Origin of the sequence: Paraburkholderia sediminicola (assembly GCF_046026855.1) — a bacterium.
In the GTDB taxonomy this organism is placed as follows: Bacteria; Pseudomonadota; Gammaproteobacteria; order Burkholderiales; family Burkholderiaceae; genus Paraburkholderia; species Paraburkholderia sediminicola_A.
Genome location: NZ_JAQQET010000024.1, coordinates 100,971 through 126,110, shown reverse-complemented (window position 1 = coordinate 126,110; position 25,140 = coordinate 100,971). Strand labels below are relative to the sequence as shown.

Here is a 25,140-nt window from a genome sequence, read left to right as displayed (position 1 = left end):
CATACCCCATGCTGCGCGTTCTCCTCGTAACCGATACCGACAAGCCGATAGGCGATCTGCGCGACGCCCTCACACGCCTCGGCTACGAGATGCTGGCCGGCACGGCGACACCGCAGGCGCTGCATCGCGTGGTTCAGAGCGAACGGCCAGACGTCATCATTATCGATACGGAATCGCCTTCGCGCGACACGCTCGAACAGCTCGCAGTAATGAATGCCACCGCGCCACGTCCCGTACTAATGTTCAGTCACGACGTGAACCAGCAGTTGATCCGCGACGCGGTCGGTGCCGGGGTCACCGCCTATCTCGCCGAAGGCCTCTCCACGGAACGGCTCGCACCGATACTCGAAGTCGCGCTCGCACGGTTTGCGCAGGAGTCGCAGTTACGCGAGCGCCTCGCGCAAGTCGAAAACGAACTCGCCGAACGCAAGTTGATCGATCGCGCCAAACGCCTGCTGATGGATCAGCAGAAGATCACCGAACATGCTGCGTATGCGATTCTGCGCAAGCGCGCGATGAACCAGGGTGTCAAACTTGCCGAAGTCGCGCGCGCCGTCGTCGCGTCCGCAGACTCGCTCAAATGAAGCGCAGATCATGAACTCTCCCGCCTCCCTCACCTCGCCGTCCGCGCCCGCGCCGCTCGAGAAAACCCATCTGAGACTCGGCTTCGTGGCGCTCGCCGATGTCGCGCCGCTCGTCGTCGCGAAGCTGCTCGAATTCGGCCATGCCCATGGATTAACGCTGGAGCTGTGCCGACAGCCTTCATGGGCCGCCGTGCGTGACAAATTGCTGTCGGGCGATCTCGATGCGGCGCATGTGCTCTACGGTCTCGTCTACGGCGTGCAGTTGGGCCTGGGCGGCCCGCAAACAGATATGGCCGTGCTGATGGTGCTCAATCGCAACGGCCAGGCTATCACGCTGTCGAGCCGTCTTGCCGATGCATTGGCCGAACATGGCACCCTGCCCAAGGCTCTGGCTACGCTGGGCCGCAAACCGGTATTCGCGCAGACCTTCCCCACCGGCACGCATGCGATGTGGCTGTACTACTGGCTTGCGTCGCAAGGCGTGCATCCGTTGCGCGATATCGAAAGTGTCGCGATTCCGCCGCCGGAAATGGTGGCCGCGCTCGCGAAAGAAAGGCTCGATGGCTTTTGTGTCGGCGAGCCATGGAATGCAATGGCCGAAGCGGAAGGCGTCGGCCGTACCGTTGCTTATACAAGCGAGGTGTGGCCCGATCATCCCGAGAAAGTGCTGGCGTGCCGGCGTGATTTCGTCAGCGCCAATCCGAATGCAGCGCGAGCGCTGGTGCAAACGATGCTGGAAGCCTGCCGATGGCTCGATGGCGCCGGACACCGCAAGGAGATTGCGCGTTGGCTCGCGCGACCCGAATTCATCGGCATTGGTGAAGCATTAATTGCGGAGCGGCTCGGTGACGAGATCGCGGCCTCGGCGCCGCGCGGCCTGCCCATGCGGTTCTTCGACAACGGCGCAGTGAATTATCCGCGAGCAGCCGAGGGGGCTTGGTTCCTCACGCAGTTCGAACGCTGGGGCATGCTCGACGCACGCACGGATTACGCGAAAATCGCGGCGCAGATCAATCAGATGCAGTTGTATCGCGATGCCGCGGCACGCGTCGGTATTGCGGTGCCAGACGACGACATTTCGCAGGTGTTGGTCGACGGCAAGGAGTGGGGGAGCAGCACGCCATCCGCGGGTTATGCGCAGAGCTTCACCCTTCGCAGGTAAAGCGCACGCAGATCACGCTTACCGCAGGCAGCGTTACACCGCTTTTACCGCCGGAAACAGCACGCTGACCGCAAGTCCGCCACCGGGCGCGTCGCTCAACGCGATCAGCGCGCCGTGCACGCGCGCAATTTCCCGCACGATCGACAGTCCCAGCCCACTACCCTCCACAGCCTGCGTCGCTTCATTGCGATAGAAACGCTCGAAAACAACGTCGCGTTCGCCTACGGCAATGCCCGGTCCGTTGTCGATCACTTGCAGCAGCGCTTGCTCGCCTTCGTATGCAACGCGTACGGTGATCACCGCCCCGTCGCCCGAATAACGAATCGCGTTGTCAATCAGATTGCCGACCAGTTCCGCCAGCAGATCGGTCTGGCCCATCACGTCGATACGCACATCCTGTTCGAAGCCGAGATCGATGCCACGCGAGCGCGCCACCGGCGACCAGTCGAGCGTCACGCTGCGCGCCACTTTGTGCAGCGGCACGGAGGCATGCTTGACCGTATAACCGCTGTCCGCATCGAGCCGCGAGAGCGAAAGCAATTGCTGTACGATGCGCACCGCCTGCTGCACCGCGCGATTCAGCCGCCGCAAATGCACGCCCTGGCGGCGATTGCCGGTCGAGGCCGCCTCACCACCGTCGATATCGCGCAGCGCCAGTTCGGACTCCGCCTGAATGATCGCAAGCGGTGTCTTCAGCTGATGCGCGGCGTCGTTGAAAAATCGCCGGCGCGATAACTGCATCAACTGCGTGCGGCCAATGTACTGATTGATCGAATCGACCAGCGGCGCGACTTCGCTAGGCAGGCCGACCGTATCGAGCGGCGTTGGATCGTCTTCAGCACGCGCCGCCACTTTCGCCGACAAGCGGTTCAGTGGCCGCAAGCCGCGCGCAACACCCAGCCATACGATACCCAGCGCGAGCACGACCAGCAAAAATTCCTGTTGCAGCGAGCCGGTCAGAATCTCGCGCGCCAACGCCTGGCGCTGCTCGATCGTTTCGCCGACCCGCACCATCACCACGCGCGTCTGCGCTGACGGCACGTCGTGGACAGGCAATCGCAGCATCGCGATGCGTAACGGCCGGCCGCGAAACACGTCGTCATAAAACTGCACGCTGTAGGGCTCTGAAGGCGCCTTCGCGCCTGACGGCAGATCCGGATAGCCGGTCACCACCCGGCCACCCTCCTCACGAATCTGATAGTAAATGTTGCCGCCGCCGTTCGATTCGAACATCTCAAGCGCGAGATACGGCAGATCGACTTCGATCTGGCCATCGCGCAAACGGATGCCGTCGCGTATCGAGCGGAGCGAAAACTCCAACGTGCGATCGAAGGCCGCGTGTGCCGCGTTCATCGCGCGTTGATACGTGAGCCATGCATCGAAGGCGAGCAGCAGAAGCAGCGGCAGCAACAACCAGAGCGCGACGCGGACGCGCAGATTCGGCCGCGTCATGCGCTTTTTTCTTCCAGCAGGTAGCCGAGCCCGCGCAGCGTCACGATGCCGACCGAACTGCGCTCAAGCTTCTTGCGCAAGCGGTGGACATAGATCTCGATGGCATCGGCATTCACCGATTCGTCGAGCCCAAAGATTTTCTCCGAGAGCGTGTCCTTGTTGATCGCGCGGCCGTTGCGCAGGATCAGCACCTCAAGCACCGAACGTTCACGGGGCGTCAACGCGAGCGGCTCCCCGTTCAGCGTGAAACCGCGATCGACACTGTCATAAAGCAGCGTGCCGCACTGCGCGTGCAGCGGCTCCTGACCGTGGCTGCGACGCAGCAGGGCCCGCGCACGCGCTTCGAGTTCGGTGAGCGCAAAGGGCTTGGCGAGGTAATCGTCGGCGCCGAGATCGAGGCCGCGCACGCGCTCTTCCACCGAACCATGCGCGGTCAGCATCAATACCGGTACCGCGTTACGCCGTGCGCGCAGCCGACGCAACACTTCGAGGCCGTCGAGCTTCGGCAACCCGATATCGAGAATGACCAGCGCGTAGTCTTGCGTGCGCAAAACATGGTCGGCGGACTCACCGTCATGCATGCAATCGACAGTGAGTTTCGCGCTGGTCAGCGCATCGGTTAGCGAGCGGGAAAGGATTGGATTGTCTTCAACGAGCAGCACACGCATAACCAGAATCCCAGGGAAATCCATGAGGCGAATTCGACCATTGTGACGCATTTCTTTCGAAAACTGAAAGCATTCAGAAAGCACGCCTCTCTTACCATTCGCCTACACAAAACAAACACAATGTTTTCTGGAGGAAGACGTGCAAATCTCTTTGAAGTATCTCGCCGTAGCCGTTACGTTCGCCGCAAACTCAGCATGGGCAGCCTTTCCCGCTGGTTATCCCAGCGACTACCAGGCCACCGTCGACGGGGCAAGGAAGGAAGGCAAACTGATCGTTTATTCGGTCACTGACACTGCTCTGGTACGCCCGCTCATAAAGGATTTTGAAAGCCTGTACGGCGTCAAGGTCGAATACAACGATATGAACAGCACCGAGCTGTACAACCGCTACATCAGCGAAAACGCAGCCAGCAGCACCAGCGCCGACGTGCTGTGGAGCTCGGCGATGGACCTGCAGGTCAAGCTCGTCAACGACGGCCTGATGGCCAGTTACGAATCGCCAGAAGCGAAGCAGTTGCCGCAATGGGCGCAGTACCAGAAGCAGGCGTACGGCACCACGTACGAACCCCTTGCGATCGTCTACAACAAGCGCCTCTTGCCGCCAGGCGAAGTGCCGCAAACGCGCGCCGATCTGATCAAGCTGCTGCAAAGCAAGCCGGATCAGTTCAAGGGCAAGGTTACGACTTACGACATCGAAAAATCCGGCGTCGGCTTCAACTATCTAACGCAGGACGTGCGCGTCAATCCGCAAGTCACGTGGGATCTCGTGAAAGCAATGGGCGCAACCGGTCCGAAGCTGCAATCGAGCACCGGCGCGATGATGGAGCGCATTTCTTCGGGCGAAAATCTGATCGGCTACAACATTCTCGGTTCGTACGCGCTCACCAAAGCGAAGAAAGACCCATCGATCGGCTACGTCTATCCGAAGGACTACACACTGGTGGTGAGCCGCCTCGTGACGATTTCGAAGAAAGCGCAAAGCCCGAACGCCGCGCGGTTGTGGGTCGACTATCTGCTGTCGCAACGCGGTCAGACCTTGCTCGCGAACCAGGCCAGCCTGTTCTCGATTCGCGCTGATGTGGACGGTGAAACGTCAATGGCCGGCCTGACAAAGCAGCTCGGCGACTCACTCAAGCCGATCCCGATTGGCTCCGGCCTGCTGGTCTATCTCGACCAGTCCAAACGGCTTGAATTCCTCAAGCAATGGCAACAGTCGATCAAGCGCTAAGCCTAGATTGAACAAACGGTGTCTGCGCTGAGACGCGCGGACGCCATGCCTTCCTTCACTACCTGTCGATATGCGGCTCACCTGCCGCAGGGGGACACTCATGCTTTCCACTAGCGCAACCGGACACCGCGACGCACCACCCCGCGCGGCAGACGGCGGCACGATAGGTGCGTTGCCGCGAGGCGGTCTGCAGCCGTTTGCGGGGCTGCTGCGCTGGCTCGTTATCGCGGTGCTGACCGTCGCGGTGGCGCTGCCGCTCGGCTTCATTCTGTTCCAGAGCGTGCTGAACGCGCCGTTCTTCGACGCCAAACGCACATTCGGTCTTACCGGTTTCGAATTCATTTTCAGCGACCCTGACTTCTGGTCCGCGCTCAAGAACTCTTTCGTCATCGCGGCCGGGATGCTGTTCATCTCGATCCCGCTCGGCGGCATTCTCGCGTTCCTGATGGTGCGCACCGATCTGCCCGGCCGCCGCTGGCTCGAACCGCTGCTGCTCACCCCCGTGTTCGTTTCGCCGATGGTGCTCGCGTTCGGCTATGTCGTCGCGGCCGGCCCGGTCGGTTTCTATTCGGTCTGGTGGAAGGAACTGTTCGGTACCGCCGAAGCACCGTGGAGCGTGTACTCGATTCTCGCGATCACCGTGATCGTCGGACTCACGCATGTGCCGCATGTGTACCTGTATTCGTCGGCGGCGCTGCGCAATCTCGGCTCGGATGTCGAAGAAGCGGCGCGCGTCGCGGGCGCGCGGCCGTTCCGTGTCGCGCTCGACGTCAGCCTGCCGATGACGCTGCCCGCTCTGCTGTTCGCCGGCGTTCTGGTGTTCTTCCTCGGCTTCGAAGTGTTCGGCCTGCCGCTCGTACTCGGTGACCCCGAAGGACACCTCGTGCTGGCGACGTATCTGTACAAGCTCACCAACAAGCTCGGCGTGCCCTCGTATCACCTGATGGCCGCGGTGGCCGTATGCATCGTCGCGATCACATTCCCGCTCGTGCTGCTGCAACGACGCTTGCTGAAGAGCGCGAACCGCTTCGTCACAGTCAAGGGTAAAGCGGGACGTCAGACCGTGCTGCCGCTCGGCGCATGGCGTTGGGTTGCGCTGGCGATCGTCGCGCTGTGGCTGCTACTCACCGTGTTCGTGCCGCTCTCCGGGATCACGCTGCGCGCGTTCGTCACCAACTGGGGCGAAGGCGTGAATCTGGCTGAAGTACTGACGCTCGCCAATTTCACCGAATTGTTCGAACAGGACAACCTGGTCCGCGCGATTCTCAATACGCTCGGCATCGGCGTGATCGGTGGCGCGCTTGCAGTGGGTTTCTATTCGCTGGTGGCATTCGCAGGCCATCGCCGCAACGACTGGGCCACACGCCTGCTCGACTACCTCGTGCTGCTGCCGCGCGCGGTGCCTGGCCTGCTCGCTGGTCTGGCGTTCCTGTGGATCTTCCTCTTCGTACCCGGCCTGAAGGAACTGAAGAACTCCATGTGGAGCATCTGGATTGCGTACACCGTCGTGTGGCTCGCGTACGGCATGCGCCTGATTCAAAGCGCACTGCTGCAAGTCGGCCCCGAACTCGAAGAAGCGGGACGCAGCGTCGGCGGCACGCGGGCGCGCGTCAGTCTCGACGTCACACTGCCGCTCGTGCGTTTCGGCCTGCTCGCGGCATGGCTGCTGATCTTCATGATCTTCGAGCGCGAATACTCGACCGCTGTCTATCTGCTCTCGCCCGGCACGGAAGTGATCGGCGCGCTCCTGGTGTCGCTATGGGCGACCGGCGCGGTCGATCAGGTCGCGGCGCTTTCTGTCATCAACATCGCGATGGTCGGCGTCGGACTCGGCGTCGCCCTGCGTTTCGGAGTGAAATTGCATGGATAAGCTCTCGGTCGACAACCTGTTTCTCAGCTATGGCGACAACCCGATCCTGAAGGGCGTGTCGTTCGAACTGAATCCCGGTGAGGTGGTATGCCTGCTGGGCGCGTCGGGCAGCGGCAAAACCACCCTGCTGCGCGCAGTCGCGGGACTCGAACAGCCCTCTTCTGGCCGTATCGAACTGGACGACAAGGTGTTCTTCGACGGCGCGTCTGAAGTCGATCTACCGGTAGAACAACGCTCGCTGGGTCTCGTGTTTCAGTCGTATGCGCTGTGGCCGCACCGCACTGTGGCGGAAAACGTCGGCTACGGATTGAAGTTGCGGCGCGTGTCCGGCGCCGAGCAAAAAAAACGTGTGCAGTCTGCACTCGACCAACTCGGCCTCGGTCATCTCGCCGCGCGCTATCCGTATCAGCTTTCCGGCGGTCAGCAACAACGTGTGGCGATTGCGCGGGCGCTGGTCTACAACCCGCCCGTCATTTTGCTCGACGAACCGCTGTCGAATCTCGATGCCAAGCTGCGAGAGGAAGCGCGCGCCTGGTTGCGTGAACTGATCGTCTCGCTGGGCCTGTCTGCCTTGTGCGTCACACACGACCAGACCGAAGCCATGGCGATGTCCGACCGCATCCTGCTGTTGCGCAACGGCCGTATCGAACAGGAAGGCACGCCCGCCGAACTGTATGGCGCACCCCGCTCGCTTTACACCGCCGAATTCATGGGCAGCAATAACCGGATCGACGCGCGCGTAGCCGCGGTCGACGGCGAACGCGTGACCCTGACCGGCGACGGCTGGCAATTGCAAGCCCGAGCGCGTGAAGCACTCACCACCGGCCAGAACGCGCAGGCCGTGATTCGCCTCGAGCGCGTGCAGGTCGCCGACGGTCCGGGCGCGAACCGCCTCGAGGCCGATCTCATTACGTCGATGTATCTCGGCGATCGCTGGGAATACCTGTTCCATTGCGGCGATCTGCGCCTGCGCGCCTTCGGCCATGTGCCGCGCGCGGCCGGCCGTCACTGGATCGAATTCCCCGCCAACGACTGCTGGGCGTTCGCACAGGCGAGCTAAAGCGAGTTGCATCTGGCCGATGGACCCCGCAGCACCCTATCCCCAACCGAAGTGAAAAAACCAAGCACAGGAGACTGTTGATGAAGTGGAGTATGACGAAGGCGACCCTCGGCGTAACGTGCGCCAGCCTCGCCGGATTTGCAGCAACGGCGCAGGCGCAATCGAGCGTGACCTTGTATGGCATCGTCGACGCGGGCGTCGAATACGTGAATCACGCGAGCAAGGACGGCGGCGCCACGCGTCTGGTCTCGGGTGGCAAGAACACCTCGCGCTGGGGCCTGCGTGGCGTCGAGGACCTCGGCGGTGGACTGAAGGCGGTCTTCCAGTTGGAGAGCGGCATCAACATTGCGAACGGTCAGTTCGATGACGGCCCCGGCGCCATCTTCGACCGCCGCGCCTCGATCGGCCTGAAAAACCGTTTCGGACAGGTCACGCTCGGCCGCAATTTCACGACCACCTACGACTACATGCTGCAGTTCGACCCGATGGGTTATGCACCGAACTACTCGTGGGCGACCTCATCCACCGCGACGGGCGGTCGTAAGGACGGTCTGTTCTCGCGCTCGGCCAACGCCGTGCGCTACGACGGCACGTTTTCCGGCTTCAAGTTCGGTGCGATGTACGGCTTCGGTAACGTGCCGGGCAGCATGAAGTCAAGTTCGAAGTACGACTTCGGCCTGGGCTACGAGAACGGTCCGTTCGCCGTCGTCGCCACGTTCGACCGGCAGAACGGCGCCAATGACAGCGTGACGCCCGCGGATAGCACCAACTACATCCAGGGCATTCACGCCGGCTTGAGCTACGACTTCGGCGCGGTGAAGGCGATGGCCGGGTACCGCAACTATCGGCGCACCTTCCACACCGCCGCACCGACGTTGCGCAGCGATATGTACTGGGTCGGCGGTCAATACGACGTGACGCCGTTCTTCTCGCTGTTTGCCGCGGTCTACCATCAGGACATCAAGGACGCGAGCGACGCCGATCCGACACTGTTCTCGCTGCGCGCGCAGTACGCATTGTCGAAGCGGACGGTGTTGTATATGGCAGGTGGTTACGCGATGGCCAGGCATGACAATCCGGTCAGCCTGTCGCGCGATCTGACCGGTGCGGCGGATACGCAAACGGGTGTGACGGCGGGGATTCAGCACCGGTTCTGAAGCGTCTGGAGCGGACAACGCATCTGAAGCGCCAAAGCGTCCAAAGTCCAAAGCAGAGCGATGCGCGACGCAGGTCAATCCTTCGTCGCGCATCGCTCGTTTGCTTTTGGATAGCGCCAGACAATCCGGTAGCCTAGAATGGATCAGACAAGCCGATAGTGAGGAATGTGATGTCACAAACAAGCCGTGATACCAGTAAGACGTTTCGCCAACGCCTGCTATGGTTCATTGGTTTGTGGCTCCTCGGTGTCACCGGAACAGCACTCCTCGTGCTCCCGTTTCATCTTCTAATTTCCGCAGCAATGCATCACTAGCGTCAACACCTTCCCCGACGCTACGCGTGCGGACTCAATGTATCGCAGTCAGCGTTGCTCAAGCGTTTTGGGTAACTGTCCAAGTTGCCGGAACACCGATAGCCAATCCTCAAGATGCCAGGTTTTCGCAATCAGACTTCCGCGCATCTGGTGGAAAGAGTGAATCGCGAAACTAATGTGTTTGGAACTTGCATCAATGCCAAGCAGTTTCCCCGTTTGAGTGCCGCTGATCTCCGCGCGAACGCCTGCCCGGTCTCCATGAATCAGCAAGTCGAGAATGGTGACTTTCATATCGGGAAGTGCGGCAGCGATGTCGGCGAACACCTGAACCATCTGGTCAGGTCCCGGGGCCGCCTCGGCGGGCTCTGGAATATATTCCCAATCAGGGGTGACGACCTTTCGTAACAACGTGACGCTTCTCTGCTCGATGGCGCGATAGAACTCTTCAATCGCTTGACGAGTTATATCTTCGCTGGGCGTTGCGGTCATGTTCGGTTACTCCTGAAGAATGCTCACAGCAAAGCCTGGACCAAACCATCCCGCACGCGTGCCGGCATCAACGTTGCCAGCCAGCATCCGAAGGGGTACGCGTCTGGTTTGTTCTGAAGTCTACATCGATGAGCATCTGCGCGCTTCGCGCTCGTAATCAGGCAAGGGGTCTGCGAAAAACGTGCCCGCCATAACCAAGCACGATATTGTCGACTTCAAACGGTGACGCCTCCTTCGCCTCGAGAATGAATGCAACGCTGCCGGAAGCCAGCTTGCTGGATATCGATGCGGTCAGTTCGTTGTCAAGCGTGTCCTTGAGCGCATGCCCAGCCAATCCACCGCTTGCCCCTATCGTGAAGCCGGCTATCGCACCCGCTGGTCCGCCAAGCATCCCGATCAAACCGCCCGTCAGCGCGCCGATCACTGTCCCCCAGAACGGCCGCGTTTGCTTGTCGAGCAAGATCAGTTTGCCCGTTGCGTCCTTTTGAACCAGCACGCCGCTTTCGATTTTGAACCCCAGGTCTTTTTCCTCGAAATTCCTGAAATCCACACCGGCTCTCCCGGCGACGTCAACACTGTCGAAAACCGCGACAATCAACTGTTGTGCCATTTGATCGCTCCTCGTATCGCTAACGTTATCTATCAAAGATAGTGATTTTCGCAGCGTGCGCCATTTGTTTATTTCCGATTCATGGCATCGGTCGAAGTGGGCATCGATCTCCGCGCGCGCCCCGGCTAGAATTGCCGGCGTGCAATTGCTCAGCATCGTCACAATCAGCCGTATGCGAGTCGGCACCGGACGCTGTGTCTGAATCAGTACATGCAGATCGAAAGGCCGCACCTCGAATTCCGGCAGTATGCGAACCAGGCGGCCGTCTGCCAAAGCATCGGCGCACGCCGGCTCATCGAGCACCCCGATGCCGGCACCCGAGAGAATCATTTCATACATGGGCCGCCAATGACTGGTCTTGATTGCGGCGTGGATCGGCACGCTTTCCACAGCGGTCACGCCGTGTCTGAGCGGCAGCTGGTCCGTGACGAACGTGCTCTGGACCCGAATGAATGGATGTTCGATCAGCTCTGACGGCTCGGCAATCGGACCGTGCTGGCTCAGATAGCCAGGCGCTGCAACGAGAACACGCCCAACCCGACCCAGTTGACGGGCAATGAAAGCCCCCTCCCCAAGCTGCCCAAGACGGAACGAAATGTCCACTCCCTCCGTCGCGAGGTCGACGATCCTGTCGTTCAGAACCAGTTCCAGATCCACCTGTGGATACGCTGCGTGTACCAGCGTCAACGCCTCCGGCACGACCGTCTCGCCAAAGCAGTGTGGTGCCGCGATGCGAATCGTTCCCCGCGCAACCTGCTCGTCCTTGGACACCTCGGCGACCGCCTGCTCCACAGCGTGCAGAATCCTCTTGCTACACGCGTAGAAGGTGACGCCTTCGGGTGTGCGATTGAAAGCGCGTGCGCTACGGAGCAGGAGCCGGCAGCCGAGGTATTTCTCAAGTCGCTCGATACGCTCGCTTGCGGCCGGCTGCCCGATATTGAGGTCCCTTGCCGCGCCGGAAATGCTCCCACGCTCGACCACCCTGACATAGACGCGCATGGCTTCTAGCAGATTCACGGCATCCAATCTCCATTCGCAATGCAAATTAATTTGCAACGACTTTCTTACGGCGATAGCGAGGCCTGAAGGGAAAGGATCTTTTGGTCTACCGGCTACGATGAGCCACTGGGAATGAGGAAAATCCGATCAGCGCCATCCGGCTAAACGGATGGTAACGACGTGATAGCAGAATAGGAAGCCTCCAGCTCCGATACGAAGTATCGAAAGCAGGACAGGGATGTGCGACAAAACAGTGTCGAACTTTATCGCCGCACAGTCCCGCCGGAGCTTGCTTGACACGGAGTCGGCCGGCAAGCACGCGAAACTCAACCTGGCCGCCAATCCGGACTCGAATGCCCTATGCGAATTGACCTGGCGTCTCTGGGCAGTTTCCATAAATTGCCCGGGCGGTATAACATCTCCTGACATAGCGAACGCCAACAATGTCATGTGTATCTGCGCTTCCCCTAATGGCAGGCAACACGCTACGGGCGCCTGCCGCGTCCGCGGCAGCAAACGTGCTTCATGTCATTCGGGCGAAATATTTGCGCGTGCCTCTGGCAGATGATCACGAAGGCGGTCAGACATTCGTTCCCTTCCCGGAATCAGTAGCGGTTTATCAATAATCAATCCGATGCCTAAAGAGACTCCAGACGCACCAGAATCGCAAGCCATCTGTAATGACATCACGCCCAGCGCGATCTTCATCGTCGCGACGGTCGCGCCCGGCAGCGACCCAGCCGAAAAAGTGCGTGCGTGGTGTGGCGATATTGCCGCCCTGGTGCGCTCGGTCGGCAGGCGCTCCCCTTCCCGCCATCTGTCGTGCGTTGTCGGCTTCGGCTCCGAGGTGTGGGACACGTTGTTCGGCGCCCCGCGCCCGGCGGCCCTGCATCCGTTTCGCGAATTCGGTACGGGCGAGCGCCGTGCCGTAAGCACCCCCGGGGACATCCTGCTGCATATTCGCGCGGATCATATGGACCTTTGTTTCGAGCTCGCCACGCAACTGGTGGGGCGGCTCGGCGATGCGGTCACCGTGGTCGACGAAGTGCACGGCTTTCGCAACTTCGATCTGCGCAGCATGGTGGGCTTCGTCGACGGTACCGAGAATCCGTCGGGTCGCAAGGCCGTCGAGTCGACCCTCATCGGTGATGAGGATCCAGCGTTCGAGGCCGGCACCTATGTCATCGTGCAGAAGTATCTGCACGACATGACAGGCTGGAACGCGCTATCCGTCGAGACCCAGGAGCGCATTATCGGCCGCACGAAACTGGCCGACATCGAGCTCGACGAGGCAGTCAAACCGTCGTGTTCGCACAGCTCGCTCACAACGATCACCGAGAACGGCGAGGAAGTAAAAATCCTCCGTGACAACATGCCATTCGGCCGCCCGGGTATGGGCGAGTTCGGCACCTACTTCATCGGTTATGCCCGTTCGCCCCAGCCGATCGAACTGATGATGGAGAACATGTTCGTCGGCCGGCCGCCGGGCAACTACGACCGGCTGCTCGACTACAGCCGCGCGGTCACAGGCAGCCTCTTCTTCGTCCCGTCGGCCACCTTGCTCGAAGCGCTTGCGGAGAGCGATCCGCAAGCTGCTGCCGCCACTGAGCAACAGCCCGAACCGTCTTCGTCTGCCGAGCCGCGTCACGACGGCTCGCTGAATATTGGCTCTCTCAAGGGAATTTCTCAACATGAATAATTTGCATCGCGAGCTTGCCCCAATCTCCCGCGCCGCCTGGTCGCAGATTGAAGACGAAGTGGCTCGCACTTTCAAGCGCAGCGTCGCCGGCCGCCGTGTGGTTGACGTCAAGGGTCCCGGCGGGACAGAACTGTCCGGCGTCGGTACGGGGCACCAGATCGCAATCGCCGCGCCGCAGCAGGGCGTTGTGGCGAAACTGTCCGAGGTAAGGCGCCTCGTCCAGTTGACCGTGCCGTTCGAGCTGCAGCGCGACGCGATCGACAGCGTCGTGCGCGGCGCGAAAGATGCGGACTGGCAGCCCGCAAAAGAAGCGGCAAAGCAGCTCGCCTATGCCGAAGATCGTGCGATCTTCGATGGATATAAAGCAGCGGACATAGGTGGGATTCGCGAAGGCTCGTCGAATCCACCGCTCGCGCTGCCGGCCGACGTCAGCGATTATCCGAACACGATTAGTAACGCGCTCGAACAACTGCGGCTTGCCGGCGTCGACGGGCCCTACTCCGTGCTACTCGGCGCCGACGCATACACGGCGCTCGGCGAGGCACGCGATCAGGGTTATCCGGTTATCGAGCACATCAAGCGGATCGTGAACGGCGACATCATCTGGGCACCCGCGCTCGCGGGCGGCAGCTTGGTGTCCACGCGGGGCGGCGACTTCGAGTTACACCTTGGCGAAGAGCTGTCGATCGGTTATGTGAGCCATACGGACACGGTAGTGCGTCTTTATCTACGCGAGACACTGACATTCCTGATGCTGACGAGTGAGGCATCGGTGTCGTTGACGCAAGCAGAATAAGCGCCTGAATGGATATCCCGGTATCGGCCATCGCTGCGGGCTCAGGCCCGCAACGATGGTTTTAGCAGTGCGGACACATTCCCGTCGGGAAGTACTTCAAAGCGACCGACCACTTCACCGCAGTCGACTTGCACTCTTTCCAGAATTTCCGACGTGCACTTTCTTGGCATCGTCACAATCATCCGTACGCGTGGCGGCATCGGACGTTGCGCCTGGATCAGCAGATTGACATCGAAAGGCAGCACCGAGAATTCCGGCAGTATGCGAACCAGGCGGCCGTCTGCCAATGCATCGATGCAAGCCGGCTCTTCGAGCACCCCGATGCCGGCACCCGAGAGGATCATTTCATACATGGGCCGCCAATGACTGGTCTTGATTGCGGTACGGATCGGCGCGCTTTCCACGACGGTCGCACCGTGTCTGAGCGGCAACTGGTCCGTGCCGAACATGCCCTGGACCCGAATGAACGGGTGTTTGACCAGCTCAGACGGCTCGGTAATCGGACCGTGCTGGCTCAGATAGCCAGGCGCTGCAACGAGAACACGCCCAACCTGACCCAGTTGACGGGCAATGAAGGCCCCTTCCCCAAGCTGCCCAAGACGAAATGAAATGTCTACGCCCTCCGTCACAAGGTCGACGATCCTGTCGTTCAGGACCAGTTCCAGATCCAGTTGTGGATAGGTTGCACGCACCAGCGTCAACGCCTCCGGCACGATCGTCTCGCCAAAGCAATGGGGTGCCGCGATGCGAATCGTTCCCTTGAGATCCTGCCCGTCGTTCGACACTTCAGCGACCGCCTGTTCCACGGCGTGCAGAATCTTCTTGCTACGCTCGTAGAAGGTCACGCCTTCTGGCGTGCAATTGAAAGCGCGTGCGCTACGGAGCAGGAGCCGGCAGCCGAGGTATTTCTCCAGCCGCTCGATGCGCTCGCTTGCGGCCGGCTGCCCGATATTGAGGTCCCTGGCCGCGCCGGAAATACTCTCTCGTTCAACCACCCTGACGTAAATCCGCATGGCTTCTAGCAGATTCATAGTACCCACCCTCCCTTTGTACCGATTTCGCATGATTCGAACCAATCCTTACGCATCGAAACGCCCCGGCGTAGGGGCCTGGCAATGCGCATTCAATAGAAAACAGAGTAAGGCCGGGCCATCAGTCGCAGAGTGCACAAATCGGCCCGGCTCGGGTCAGTACAGTTCTGCTACGATCTCCGCACCAGGCGGCGGCATGACGGCGCGAGCGCGTGTAAGCCGGGGAGAGGCCGGTACAGCTTGCCGCAGCGAAACGCTAAGGGAATCGTCCGATGAATCTCTATGAGAAGCTTGCAGACGATATCGAGAAGCTGATCCGGCAAGGCGTGTACGGTCATGGCGAACGCCTTCCGTCGGTGCGGCAGACCAGCCAGCAACATCGGCTCAGCGTGACGACGGTCATCCGCGCCTATTTGCTGCTCGAAAGCCGTGGCTTGCTAACGGCCCGGCCTCAGTCGGGCTATTTCGTCAACTTCCGGGGAGACGGGGGTGAACGGAAAACGCTCGAGCTCCGGCCGTCAAAACCGATCCCGATTTCGTCGCCGGTTGACGTCAGCCGATTGGTGCTTTCCACCCTGCGCTCGATCGGTGTCGACGACGCCGTACCGCTCGGTTCGCCCTATCCAGACCCCGGTCTGTTTCCGTTCGAAAAGCTCAACCGCTACGCGTATGACGCAGGACGAGGCAAGACGCGTTGGGGCGTGACAGACGCGCTCCCCCCAGGCAATGCGGCACTCGTGCGCCAGATTGCGCGTCGCTATCTTGAGAACGGCATGGCCGTCGATCCGAACGAGATCATCATCACGGTCGGCGCCACTGAAGCGATCAATCTGTGCCTTCAGGCAGTCGCGAAACCCGGCGACGTGATCGCTGTCGAGTCACCGACGTTCTACGCGATGCTCCATGCGATCGAACGGATGGGCATGAAAGCGATTGAGGTGTCGACTCATCCGGAGCACGGCATCGATATCGAGGCGCTTGCCGCGATTGTGGAGTCGCAGACCATCACGGCCTGTATGGTCATGCCGAATTTCCAGAATCCGCTAGGATTTCTGATGCCCGACGAACGCAAGCGCGAACTCGTGCAACGCCTGACGAAGTGGGACATCCCGGTCATCGAGAACGGTGTCTACAACGAGCTTCACTATGACAGCACGCACCCGAGCACATTGAAGTCCTTCGACACGAAGGGGCTCGTGCTTCACTGTGGTTCGTTCTCAAAGACCCTCACGGCCGCCTACCGGATTGGTTGGGCGCTGCCGGGCCGATATCGCGATCAGGTCGAGAAGCTCAAGTTCCTGAACACACTAACCTCTCCGTCAATTCCGCAAATGGCGATTGCGGAATTCCTTGAGCGCGATGGTTACGAGCACCACCTGCGAAGGGTTCGAAGAACGTATGCGCAGCAGGCCAATCTGATGAAGGCGACCGTCTCGCGTTTCTTTCCTGAAGGAACGCGCATGTCCAATCCGGCGGGCGGATACGTGCTGTGGATCGAACTGCCGGCCAAGGTCGACGCGATGCGACTTTATAACCTCGCTCTCGACCAGGGCATCACCATCGGACCGGGTTATATGTTCTCGGTCTCGGAGACGACCTATCGGAACTTCATCCGCCTCAATTACAGCAGCCCCTGGTCGAGCGAAATCGAACAGGCGGTGATTACCGTCGGCAAGCTCGTCGCGATGTGCGCCCGCTAGCGGCACACTGGGACTGTGGCTGCTGCCTGAGCTGAGTGCGTGCAGGCATGGGTGAACCCGTGCGGCGCGATTGGGATAGTCAGGGAGGCCTCAGCCCCCCGTGACGGGCGGAAAGAACGCGATTTCGCTGTCCTCGCGCACGACAAACGTGCCGGCGACTATCTCGTAGTTAACGGCGGTACGGAGCGGCCGGCCCGCGTGCAGTGCCTCGGCCATCCGCTCGTCTCGCGATGCGAGCCTGACCCGCAAGCAGTCAACCGGAAGTTCGAGTGCGTCAATGTGCACGATCTCCTGCGAGATGCCGAGTTGTTCACGAACGCTGGCGAAATATCGGATGGTGAGTTTCATTCGTCTGTTCCTGTTGCCGGCACGCTGTGGGCGAATGGCGCATCAACCCCACCGCAGCATCGACTGCTCGTCGCGCGTCCTGGCTTCGACCCATCTAACCGCCCCGTCGCGCCGGATTTCTTTTTTCCAGAGCGGCGCATGGGCCTTCAGGAAGTCCATCAGGAATTCGCACGCGTCGAATGCCGCCCCACGATGCGGCGCGGCGACCACGACAAGCACCACCGCATCGCCAAGCGCGACACGGCCGGTCCGATGCACGATCTTCACCGCTTCCAGGCGCCATCGTGCGATTGCCTCTTCGACGATACTGCCGAACGACTGTTCGGTCATCCCCGGGTAGTGTTCAAGCTCGAGCGCGACCACGTCGTCGAAATCGCCGCAATGACGCACCACGCCGAGGAAGTTCACGATGGCGCCCACGTTGGGATTGCGCGTGACCGGCATGATCTCCGACTCGATATCGATCGGCTGGACTTGCACACGCACTTCGAAGCCCGACGCAATGGCGCCCTCCCGAAGCGCTGGATTGCTTGCACGCTCATCGACATACGGTGCGGCAGGCGGTGTGCGATCACTGGGCGATGGCGTGGTCATGGCGGCTCTCCGGTCTGTATCTGCTTCGCAAGGACTGGCCAGGCGTCAACCGCCGACCAGCGACATGCGGACTGTGGGATAGGCTTTCCCGGATCCTGGCCTGCGCGGCATCGAGCGAAGCTCGGAGTAACGGTCGTCGCGCTGGATCCATCGGTTACGAACAGCGCCGGCCAGTTGCTCGACTGACGCGGTATCAGCGAGCCAGGGCCTGAGGTCCGTGCCATGTGTGGCGAAAAGGCAGGAATAAAGTTGGCCGTCGGCCGATACGCGAGCCCGCGAGCACGACCCGCAGAACGGTTGCGATACGCTCGCGATGAAGCCGACTTCGCCGGCGCCGTCGGCATGGCCATAATTAACGGCGGTGCCCGTCTGGTCGGGCACGACAACGGGCACCAGGGGAAACGCCGATTCGACGATGTCGCGCGTCTCGCGAGCCGTGATCACCTTCGTATTCGACCATCCGCCCGCGCCACCAACGTCCATATATTCAATGAAACGCACGGCGACGCCGGTGCCCTTGAACAGCCGCACGAGCGGCAGGATCTGGCTGTCGTTGACGCCTCGCTCGATCACCGCGTTGACCTTGATCGGCGCGAGTCCCACCGCGCGCGCCGCCTCGATCCCATCCAGGATCCGCGACACAGGCATGTCAACGTCACTCATCCGGCGGAATACCCCGTCGTCCACGGCGTCGAGGCTCACTGTCACGCGGTCGAGGCCGGCGTCGCGCAGGGAACGCGCCTTCGCGGCAAGCAAGGAGCCGTTTGTCGTCAACGCAAGCTCCATCGGTTTGCCGCTTCCGGTCGTCAGCTTCGCGAGCGATTCGATCAGGGATTCGAGCCCGCGCCGCAGGAGCGGCTCACCGCCGGTGATGCGTATCTTCTCCACCCCGAGCAGAGTGAACGCTTTCGCGAGCTTAAGGATCTGTTCGAACGACAGGCGTTCCGAAGACGGCAGGAACCGGTAGTCTGCACCGAAGGTGTCACGCGGCATGCAATACGTACAGCGGAAATTGCATTGATCGATGACGGACAGACGCAAATCCCGCAGTGGACGATTGAGCTTGTCGAGCGTGGTCGTGACAGCACCGGCGGACACACCGTGACGGGATGCTGTACCGGCGAGTATGGGCTGGTCGATGATGTTCACGATCTATCCGAAGGTGGGCAGCGTGCGGCGGCAAATGAGCAAGGGCATGACGGCAGTCGATCTGGCAGACCGGAAGCGCCGCCAGTCCGTCAATAACCTGCTGGCAGGATAGTGCGTCGGCCCTGCCTGCGGGACGCACAGTCTGTGTCGAATTTCAGGAGTACAGTTTGTGCGCCGTATCGAGTATCACGGCGGGGTGTCACGGCGGGGTGTCACGGCGGGCTGTCACAGCGCGGCTGGCGCGCGTAGTGCCGGGCAAGGCCCAGCCAGTTGTGTCGAAGAGCGCCTCCTAGGTCAACTGGTACAGGCGCACCGGCACGACCTCGTCGGGAAGTTCACAGCCGCACAGTTCGAGCACCGATCGTTCGATGTTGCGGGTCATGGCGTCAAGCGCCAGCGCGTTCGGCGCGACCGTAAACGGCTCGGCGACTTCGCTGGCGATGGCTTCGAGCGCAATGAGCGTATAAGAAATGAAAACGCAAAGAAGCGGCGTGAAGAATTCCGTCGAATCGACAAGACCGAACGGCAGTAAAACGCAATACGCGTAGACGGTGCGGTGAAGCAACACGCTGTACGCAAATGGAATGGGCGTGGAGGCGATCCGTTCACACCCCCCAACGGTTCTTCCTAGTTCGTTGATCTGCGCATCGAACATCCAGAGCCTGGTATCGGACATCAATGAGCGAACTTGCAGATCGGCAAAGTCGCGACGCATGTCATTGAGCAGCGCAGTCGGTTTGTAGCAGGTGTGCTGCAACGCCTCGGTTCGCGTGCGTCCGAGAAAGCGAATGAGATCGGGCGTCGGGTCGGTCCCACGTAATTGGTGCTTCAGCGCGTACACCGACGCAATCAGTGTATGGGCCATCTGAACGTTGTGATCGCCCCGCGGCACGTAACACAGCATCTGCGACGTCAACGCGCGCGCCGAGATCAGGATGCTGCCCCAGAGATGGCGTGCCTCATTGAAGCGCTCGTAACTTGCGTTATTGCGGAACGCAAGGAAGATCGCAAGCGCCAGGCCAAACAAGGTGAACGGTGCCGTATTAAGCGGGATCTTCTCGCCGAAAATGCGCCCTTGCGTCACCACAGCGAGACTGCTGACAGCCGCCATGAAAGCCAGCTGGGGAATAATCGACTGCAACACGGAACCGTTCCAGACAAACAGCAGGCGGAACCAGTTCTGCCCTGGCCTCACAATCATAATATGCTCTTGTAATGGTCTGACTGCGCCGTCACCCTCAGTGGTAACCGGCGTCCCCTTCCCGCACCTTGCCCCGGAATACGCGGTACTGCATGGCGTTGTAGACGAGGATGACCGGCAGCACGATCACTGTTCCGACCAGCGCGAACAGCTGGCTCGAGTGGCTCGACGAGGCTTCCCAGATCGTCAGTGACGGCGGAACGATGTTCGGCCAGATGCTGATGAGCAAGCCGCTATAGCCTAGAAAGCACAGCGCGAGCGTGAGCAGGAAAGGCGTCGCTTCGTGCTTCAATCGCAGCGTGCGGAAGATGCCCCACACACATGCAATGACAAGGATCGGCACCGGCAGGAACCAGCCGAGATTGCCGCTTCCGAACCAGCGATGCGCAACCGCCGGCAATCCGATCACCGTCCAGAGACTCACAATGACCATCACCCCGAGCAGGACGCTCACGAGCGGTCTCATCACCTCGCGCATCTTGCGCTGCAGTTCACCATCCGTCTTCAGGATGAGCCAACCGCAGCCGAGCGTCGCATACGTAAAAAGCACACCGATTCCGCAAAACAGGCTGAAAGGCGAGAGCCAGTCGAACGGACCGCCGGCGAAACGGCCATCGACGATCTTGATGCCCTGCAGCAGCGACCCCAGCACGATGCCCTGGCAGAGCCCCGCGAGCGCGGAGCCACCCATGAAGGCGAGGTCCCACGCGTGCTGGGTCCTGACGGCCTTTGCACGCAGTTCGAAGGCCGCCCCGCGGAAGATCAGGCCCACGACCATCAGGATCAACGGAAGATAATTCGCTGGCAGGAGCGTCGAATAGACCACTGGGAACGCCCCGTAAAGTCCGGCGCCGCCGAGCACGAGGAACGTCTCGTTACCGTCCCAGACCGGCGCGATGGTATTGAGCATCACTTGCCGGTCGCCTTTCTCCTCAAAAAACGGAAACAGTAGGCCGATGCCGAGATCGAATCCGTCCAGCATCACGTAGATGAAAACGCCGAGTCCGATAATCGCGGCCCACACAACAGGAAGATCGATTTGCATGGGGTCACTCTCCTTCCAGTGCGTCCAACGGGCGATTCCGCAGGACCGGATGCCGGCGTGACTCGCGGTGCTCGATATGCTCCTCCGGTCCGCGTTTCATCATCTTCATCATGTAATAGACGCCCATGCCAAACACCAGGAAATACACCAGTACAAAGATCAGTAATGAAACGCCTGCTTGCTGGGCACTGATCGGCGAGAGGGAGTCCGCGGTACGCAGGACGCCATAGACTGTCCAGGGTTGGCGGCCGACTTCTGTCGTGATCCACCCCGCCAGTAGCGCCACAATTCCAGAAGGCCCCATGCACAGGACGAAACCCTGATACCACCGCGTCTCGTAGAGGCGGCCACGCACTCTGAGCAGCAAGCCGAGCAGCGCCGTCAATAGCATCAACATGCCGAGACCCGCCATGATCCGGAAGGTCCAGAACACGATCGGCGAATACGGGCGGTCCTCGGGTGGAAACTCTTTCAGGCCGCGAATCTCGCCATCCCAACTATGGGTCAGGATCAGGCTGCCCAGATGCGGTATCTGGATCGTGTATCGCGTCACTTCCGCATTCATGTCGGGCAGGCCGACCAGGTTGAGTGCGGTGCCACCGTGCTCGGTTTCCCAGAGGCCCTCGATTGCCGCGATCTTGGCCGGCTGATATTTTCGCGTGTTGAGTCCGTGTGCGTCGCCAACGAAAATCTGTATTGGCGTCAGGAAAAGCAGGATCCACAGCGCCATCGAAAAACTACGCTTGACCGGTTTATCGCGCCGGCCCTGCAACAGATGCCACGCGCCGCAAGCGGCAACAATAAAGCCCGCGACGATGAATGCGGCAATGGTCATATGCGCGAGGCGATAGGGAAACGACGGGTTGAAAATCACTTTCATCCAGTCCACCGGCACGATCCGGCCATTCTCGATGGCGAATCCTTGCGGCGTCTGCATGAAGCTATTCGACGCGAGAATCCAGAACGTGGAAATGAGCGTGCCCGCCGCCACCATAAGCGTTGCGAAGAAGTGCGCGCGTGGACTGACGCGTTGCCAGCCAAACAGCATGACGCCGAGAAAGCCGGCTTCGAGGAAGAACGCCGTCAGCACTTCATAGGTCAGGAGCGGCCCCGTGATATTGCCGGCAACGCTGGAAAATCCACTCCAGTTGGTGCCGAACTCGTAGGCCATCACCACACCCGAGATCACCCCCATTCCGAAGCCGACCGCGAAGATCTTCGACCAGAACAGAAACATCTCCTTGTAGGCAACGTCGCCGGTCAGCAGCCAGCGCCATTCCAGCACGGCGAGGAAGCTGGCCATGCCGATGCTGATCGCGGGGAAAACAATATGAAACGAAACCGTGAACGCAAATTGCAACCTGGCAAGGTGGAATGCATCGAAGATTTCCATGATTGTTCAATGGCTCCAGGCAATAAAAGGCGCGAGCGCGGCACTGCGCGCGTGAGATCACCGCCTGGCGTCGCCCAAAGACGGTGTTCGTGCTCGACATCTTGTGATGTCTGTAGGCCGGACGCATGCGCCCAGCCTACAGACTAGCGCTCTCTGTCAAAATCAGACTACCGTTGAGCGGACCACACGAACCGGCGCGGATTTGTAGGAAGGCGTGCCGCTTTCCTTATCAATATAGTCGAGCGGCACCAGAACGTTTGCTTCCGGGTAATAAGCGCCCACCGAACCTGGCGCGATGTCATAGGCGATCGCCGTGATCTTCTCCAGCCGAAGTTGCCGGCCCGGTACGGCCGTCTCGATGTCGACCAGGTCCCCATGTTCGAGTCCGCATGCGGCAAGATCGGCCTCGTTCATGAACAGCACGTCACGCCGGCCGAACACACCTCGGTAACGATCGTCGAGAGCATAGATAGTCGTGTTGTACTGGTCGTGGCTGCGCAGCGTCACGAGACGCAGTATGTCGTCGCCCTCCACGTCCGCGTCTTCCTTCACACCGTGGTACACCGAGAACATCGCCTTGCCGGTCGGCGTCGGGAAAATGCGCTCAGTCGGCGGCAGCGGCATGCGGAAGCCGCCCGGCACGCGGATGCGTGCGTTGTAGCTCTCAAAGCCCGGAATCGTCTTTTCGATCAGGTCGCGGATCTTGTCGTAGTCGGCGACCAGCTCCATCCAGTCGACCTTGCTGTTTGGGAGCGTCGCATGGGCGAGGCCGGCCACAATTGCGGGCTCGGAGCGCAGGAACTCGGACGCGGGCGTGAGCTTGCCGGCCGACGCATGGACCATCGACATCGAATCCTCGACGGTGATCGACTGGCCCATGCCGTTCTGCACGTCGAGTTCGGTGCGGCCGATCACCGGCAGGATGTACGTTTCCTTCGCAACCAGCAGGTGCGAGCGGTTGAGCTTGGTGCCGAGATGCACACTCAGATCAAGCGCCTTCATTGCCGGAAAGCACTGGTCCGAATCCGGCAGCGCGACCGCGAAATTTCCACCCAGGCAAATCAGCGCCTTCGACTTGCCCGCAATCATCGCCTGCATGGTCGCGACTGCGTCGTGGCCATGCTCCGCGGGTGGCGTGAAGCCGAAGACTTCCTCGATCTTCGCGAGGAATTCCGCCGACGGTTTCTCGGTGATGCCGACCGTGCGGTTGCCTTGCACGTTCGAGTGGCCGCGCAGCGGACAGATACCGCCGCCTTCTCTGCCCATGTTGCCGCGCATTAGCAGCAGGTCGCAGATCAGGCGCACGTTCGCGGTACCCTTGTTATGCTGCGTGACGCCCATTCCATATGTGATGATCGTCGACTTCGCCTTCGCGTACGCGTCGGCGACGTCCGCGAGCTCCTCACGGGTCAGGCCGCTTTCCGCCTCGATGTCTTCCCAGGAAGTGGCCTCGATATCCGCGACGAGCGCGTCAAGGCCTTCCGTGTAGGTGTCGATGAACTCGCGGTCGAGCACGTCGCCGCGCTCGGCGTCGAGCGCGAGTACCGCCTTGATAACGCCCTTGAGCGCGGCCGCGTCGCCGCCTGCTCTCACCTGATGATAGGTCGACGCGATGCGGGTGGAGCCGAACGTCGCCATCTGCAGCATGGACTGCGGATCCTGGAAGCGTTCCAGCGCGCGCTCGCGAAGCGGATTGAACACGATGATGGGGACGCCGCGACGCGAAGCTTCCCATAGCGTGCCCATCATCCGCGGGTGGTTGGTGCCCGGGTTGTGGCCGATCGAAATGATCAGGTCGGTCTTCTCGAAGTCGTCGAGCGATACGGTGCCCTTGCCGATCCCGATCGATTGCGGCAAGCCGACGCTGGTCGGTTCGTGGCACATGTTCGAGCAATCCGGGAAATTGTTCGTGCCAAATTCCCGTGCGAACAGCTGATAGAGGTACGCGGCCTCATTAGATGCCCGGCCGGACGTATAGAAGTCGACCTGGTCGGGCGGCAAACCACGCAGGATCTCACCGATCCGGCCGAACGCCACCTCCCATTCGACGGCCCGGAACGTGTCCGTGTCGCGGTCATAGACGAGCGGATGCGTGAGCCGGCCCATGTCCTCCAGTTCGAAATCCGTTCGTTCCAGCAGTGACGACACCGTGTTGGCCGCGAAGAACTCCGGGCGTACCCGCTTGGTCGTTGCTTCCCAGGTGACCGCTTTGGCGCCGTTTTCGCAGAACTGGAACGTGGACTTGTGCTCCTTGTCGGGCCAGGCACACCCCGGACAATCAAAACCGTCAGGCTGATTGGTCCGAAGCAACGTGAGTGGAGCCTTGATGCTCTCCATTTGTAGCCGGATGGCTTGCGATGTCGCTTTAAGCGCCCCCCAACCACCAGCGGGGCCGTCATATTCCCGGATACCGGGTACTTCGCGTCGATTAGTCATCTGTGACTCCATGAACTGCCCCAGGAGACCTGGAGACCGTTCTGCCTGGGGTTACGCCGCGTCGCGGCGCAAGGTTTGGATACGGCTCAGTCTAGTTGGGCTAATGCGCAGCGGAAGGTACAGATCGATCGATGGCGGACGTGCACAGTACAAGT

General features: G+C 60.8%; 21 protein-coding genes and 1 pseudogene. 10 read left to right on the top strand and 12 right to left on the bottom strand.

Annotation, left to right across the window (positions count from 1 at the left end):
• The first annotated feature begins 8 nt into the window (after positions 1–8).
• Positions 9–584 (top strand): ANTAR domain-containing response regulator, encoded by a 576-nt coding sequence (locus PQR40_RS25235; protein ID WP_408389925.1) that lies wholly within the window; start codon positions 9–11, stop codon positions 582–584.
• A gap of 10 nt (positions 585–594) precedes the next feature.
• Entirely contained in the window at positions 595–1,746 is a 1,152-nt protein-coding gene (locus tag PQR40_RS25230; protein WP_408226891.1) for a CmpA/NrtA family ABC transporter substrate-binding protein, read from the top strand.
• Positions 1,747–1,779: 33 nt separating this feature from the next.
• On the opposite strand, the gene PQR40_RS25225 is transcribed toward PQR40_RS25230, so the two are convergent.
• Positions 1,780–3,198 carry a sensor histidine kinase gene (locus PQR40_RS25225; protein WP_408510058.1) on the bottom strand — a complete coding sequence of 473 codons (1,419 nt, stop codon included), beginning with the start codon at positions 3,196–3,198 and terminating at the stop codon, positions 1,780–1,782.
• Complete coding sequence (locus PQR40_RS25220; RefSeq protein WP_408510063.1) at positions 3,195–3,866, bottom strand: response regulator; 672 nt, start codon at positions 3,864–3,866, stop codon at positions 3,195–3,197. Before PQR40_RS25220 ends, PQR40_RS25225 begins: the two co-directional genes overlap by 4 nt.
• A gap of 139 nt (positions 3,867–4,005) precedes the next feature.
• Here PQR40_RS25220 and PQR40_RS25215 point away from each other — a divergent pair, with 139 nt between their 5' ends.
• The 4 genes from PQR40_RS25215 (at position 4,006) to PQR40_RS25200 (ending at position 9,181) form a co-directional block, all read left to right on the top strand.
• Positions 4,006–5,094 carry an ABC transporter substrate-binding protein gene (locus tag PQR40_RS25215; protein ID WP_408226885.1) on the top strand — a complete coding sequence of 363 codons (1,089 nt, stop codon included), beginning with the start codon at positions 4,006–4,008 and terminating at the stop codon, positions 5,092–5,094.
• A gap of 100 nt (positions 5,095–5,194) precedes the next feature.
• The gene (locus PQR40_RS25210) at positions 5,195–6,964 is read left to right on the top strand and encodes an ABC transporter permease (RefSeq protein ID WP_408510057.1); all 1,770 of its coding nucleotides are present in this window, start codon (positions 5,195–5,197) and stop codon (positions 6,962–6,964) included.
• A complete protein-coding gene (locus PQR40_RS25205) occupies positions 6,957–8,024 on the top strand; it encodes an ABC transporter ATP-binding protein (protein ID WP_408226879.1) in 1,068 nt (355 codons plus the stop codon). The genes PQR40_RS25210 and PQR40_RS25205 overlap by 8 nt, the downstream gene beginning before the upstream one ends.
• An 80-nt stretch (positions 8,025–8,104) precedes the next feature.
• The gene (locus PQR40_RS25200) at positions 8,105–9,181 is read left to right on the top strand and encodes a porin (protein ID WP_408510056.1); all 1,077 of its coding nucleotides are present in this window, start codon (positions 8,105–8,107) and stop codon (positions 9,179–9,181) included.
• Between the two features lie 362 nt (positions 9,182–9,543).
• On the opposite strand, the gene PQR40_RS25195 is transcribed toward PQR40_RS25200, so the two are convergent.
• Positions 9,544–9,984 carry an ester cyclase gene (locus PQR40_RS25195; RefSeq protein WP_408510055.1) on the bottom strand — a complete coding sequence of 147 codons (441 nt, stop codon included), beginning with the start codon at positions 9,982–9,984 and terminating at the stop codon, positions 9,544–9,546.
• Between the two features lie 724 nt (positions 9,985–10,708).
• Positions 10,709–11,611 (bottom strand): annotated as a pseudogene (locus PQR40_RS25190) (LysR family transcriptional regulator); the annotation flags it as partial.
• Between the two features lie 616 nt (positions 11,612–12,227).
• On the opposite strand from PQR40_RS25190, the gene PQR40_RS25185 reads away from it, so the two are divergent.
• Both PQR40_RS25185 and PQR40_RS25180 read left to right on the top strand, forming a co-directional pair.
• Positions 12,228–13,292 carry a Dyp-type peroxidase gene (locus PQR40_RS25185; protein WP_408510054.1) on the top strand — a complete coding sequence of 355 codons (1,065 nt, stop codon included), beginning with the start codon at positions 12,228–12,230 and terminating at the stop codon, positions 13,290–13,292.
• Positions 13,285–14,088 (top strand): family 1 encapsulin nanocompartment shell protein, encoded by an 804-nt coding sequence (locus tag PQR40_RS25180; protein ID WP_408510053.1) that lies wholly within the window; start codon positions 13,285–13,287, stop codon positions 14,086–14,088. The genes PQR40_RS25185 and PQR40_RS25180 overlap by 8 nt, the downstream gene beginning before the upstream one ends.
• 41 nt (positions 14,089–14,129) lie before the next feature.
• On the opposite strand, the gene PQR40_RS25175 is transcribed toward PQR40_RS25180, so the two are convergent.
• On the bottom strand, positions 14,130–15,119 hold the full coding sequence (locus tag PQR40_RS25175) for a LysR family transcriptional regulator (RefSeq protein WP_408510052.1): 990 nt from the start codon (positions 15,117–15,119) through the stop codon (positions 14,130–14,132).
• Between the two features lie 272 nt (positions 15,120–15,391).
• Between PQR40_RS25175 and PQR40_RS25170 the strand changes: the two genes are divergently transcribed.
• A complete protein-coding gene (locus PQR40_RS25170; protein ID WP_408510051.1) occupies positions 15,392–16,819 on the top strand; it encodes an aminotransferase-like domain-containing protein in 1,428 nt (475 codons plus the stop codon).
• 90 nt (positions 16,820–16,909) lie between these two features.
• On the opposite strand, the gene PQR40_RS25165 is transcribed toward PQR40_RS25170, so the two are convergent.
• From PQR40_RS25165 to moaA, 3 genes are read right to left on the bottom strand one after another with little or no spacing between them, the layout of a single operon-like run.
• Positions 16,910–17,167 (bottom strand): MoaD/ThiS family protein, encoded by a 258-nt coding sequence (locus PQR40_RS25165; protein WP_408510050.1) that lies wholly within the window; start codon positions 17,165–17,167, stop codon positions 16,910–16,912.
• A 42-nt stretch (positions 17,168–17,209) separates the two neighbouring features.
• Complete coding sequence (locus PQR40_RS25160) at positions 17,210–17,761, bottom strand: molybdenum cofactor biosynthesis protein MoaE (protein ID WP_408510049.1); 552 nt, start codon at positions 17,759–17,761, stop codon at positions 17,210–17,212.
• A 45-nt stretch (positions 17,762–17,806) separates the two neighbouring features.
• A complete protein-coding gene (moaA, locus tag PQR40_RS25155; RefSeq protein WP_408510048.1) occupies positions 17,807–18,910 on the bottom strand; it encodes a GTP 3',8-cyclase MoaA in 1,104 nt (367 codons plus the stop codon).
• On the opposite strand from moaA, the gene PQR40_RS25150 reads away from it, so the two are divergent.
• A complete protein-coding gene (locus PQR40_RS25150; protein ID WP_408226852.1) occupies positions 18,900–19,022 on the top strand; it encodes a hypothetical protein in 123 nt (40 codons plus the stop codon). The genes moaA and PQR40_RS25150 overlap by 11 nt on opposite strands.
• 177 nt (positions 19,023–19,199) lie before the next feature.
• Here the strand turns inward: PQR40_RS25150 and PQR40_RS25145 are convergent, their stop codons facing one another.
• From PQR40_RS25145 to PQR40_RS25130, 4 genes are all read right to left on the bottom strand, one after another.
• Positions 19,200–20,111, bottom strand: coding sequence for a bestrophin family protein (locus tag PQR40_RS25145; protein WP_408389908.1), 912 nt, complete (start codon positions 20,109–20,111; stop codon positions 19,200–19,202).
• Positions 20,112–20,148: 37 nt separating this feature from the next.
• Complete coding sequence (cydB, locus tag PQR40_RS25140) at positions 20,149–21,156, bottom strand: cytochrome d ubiquinol oxidase subunit II (RefSeq protein WP_408226846.1); 1,008 nt, start codon at positions 21,154–21,156, stop codon at positions 20,149–20,151.
• Between the two features lie 4 nt (positions 21,157–21,160).
• Entirely contained in the window at positions 21,161–22,549 is a 1,389-nt protein-coding gene (locus PQR40_RS25135) for a cytochrome ubiquinol oxidase subunit I (protein WP_408337684.1), read from the bottom strand.
• 162 nt (positions 22,550–22,711) lie between these two features.
• Positions 22,712–24,985, bottom strand: coding sequence for an FdhF/YdeP family oxidoreductase (locus PQR40_RS25130; protein WP_408510047.1), 2,274 nt, complete (start codon positions 24,983–24,985; stop codon positions 22,712–22,714).
• Positions 24,986–25,140 lie beyond the last annotated feature (155 nt).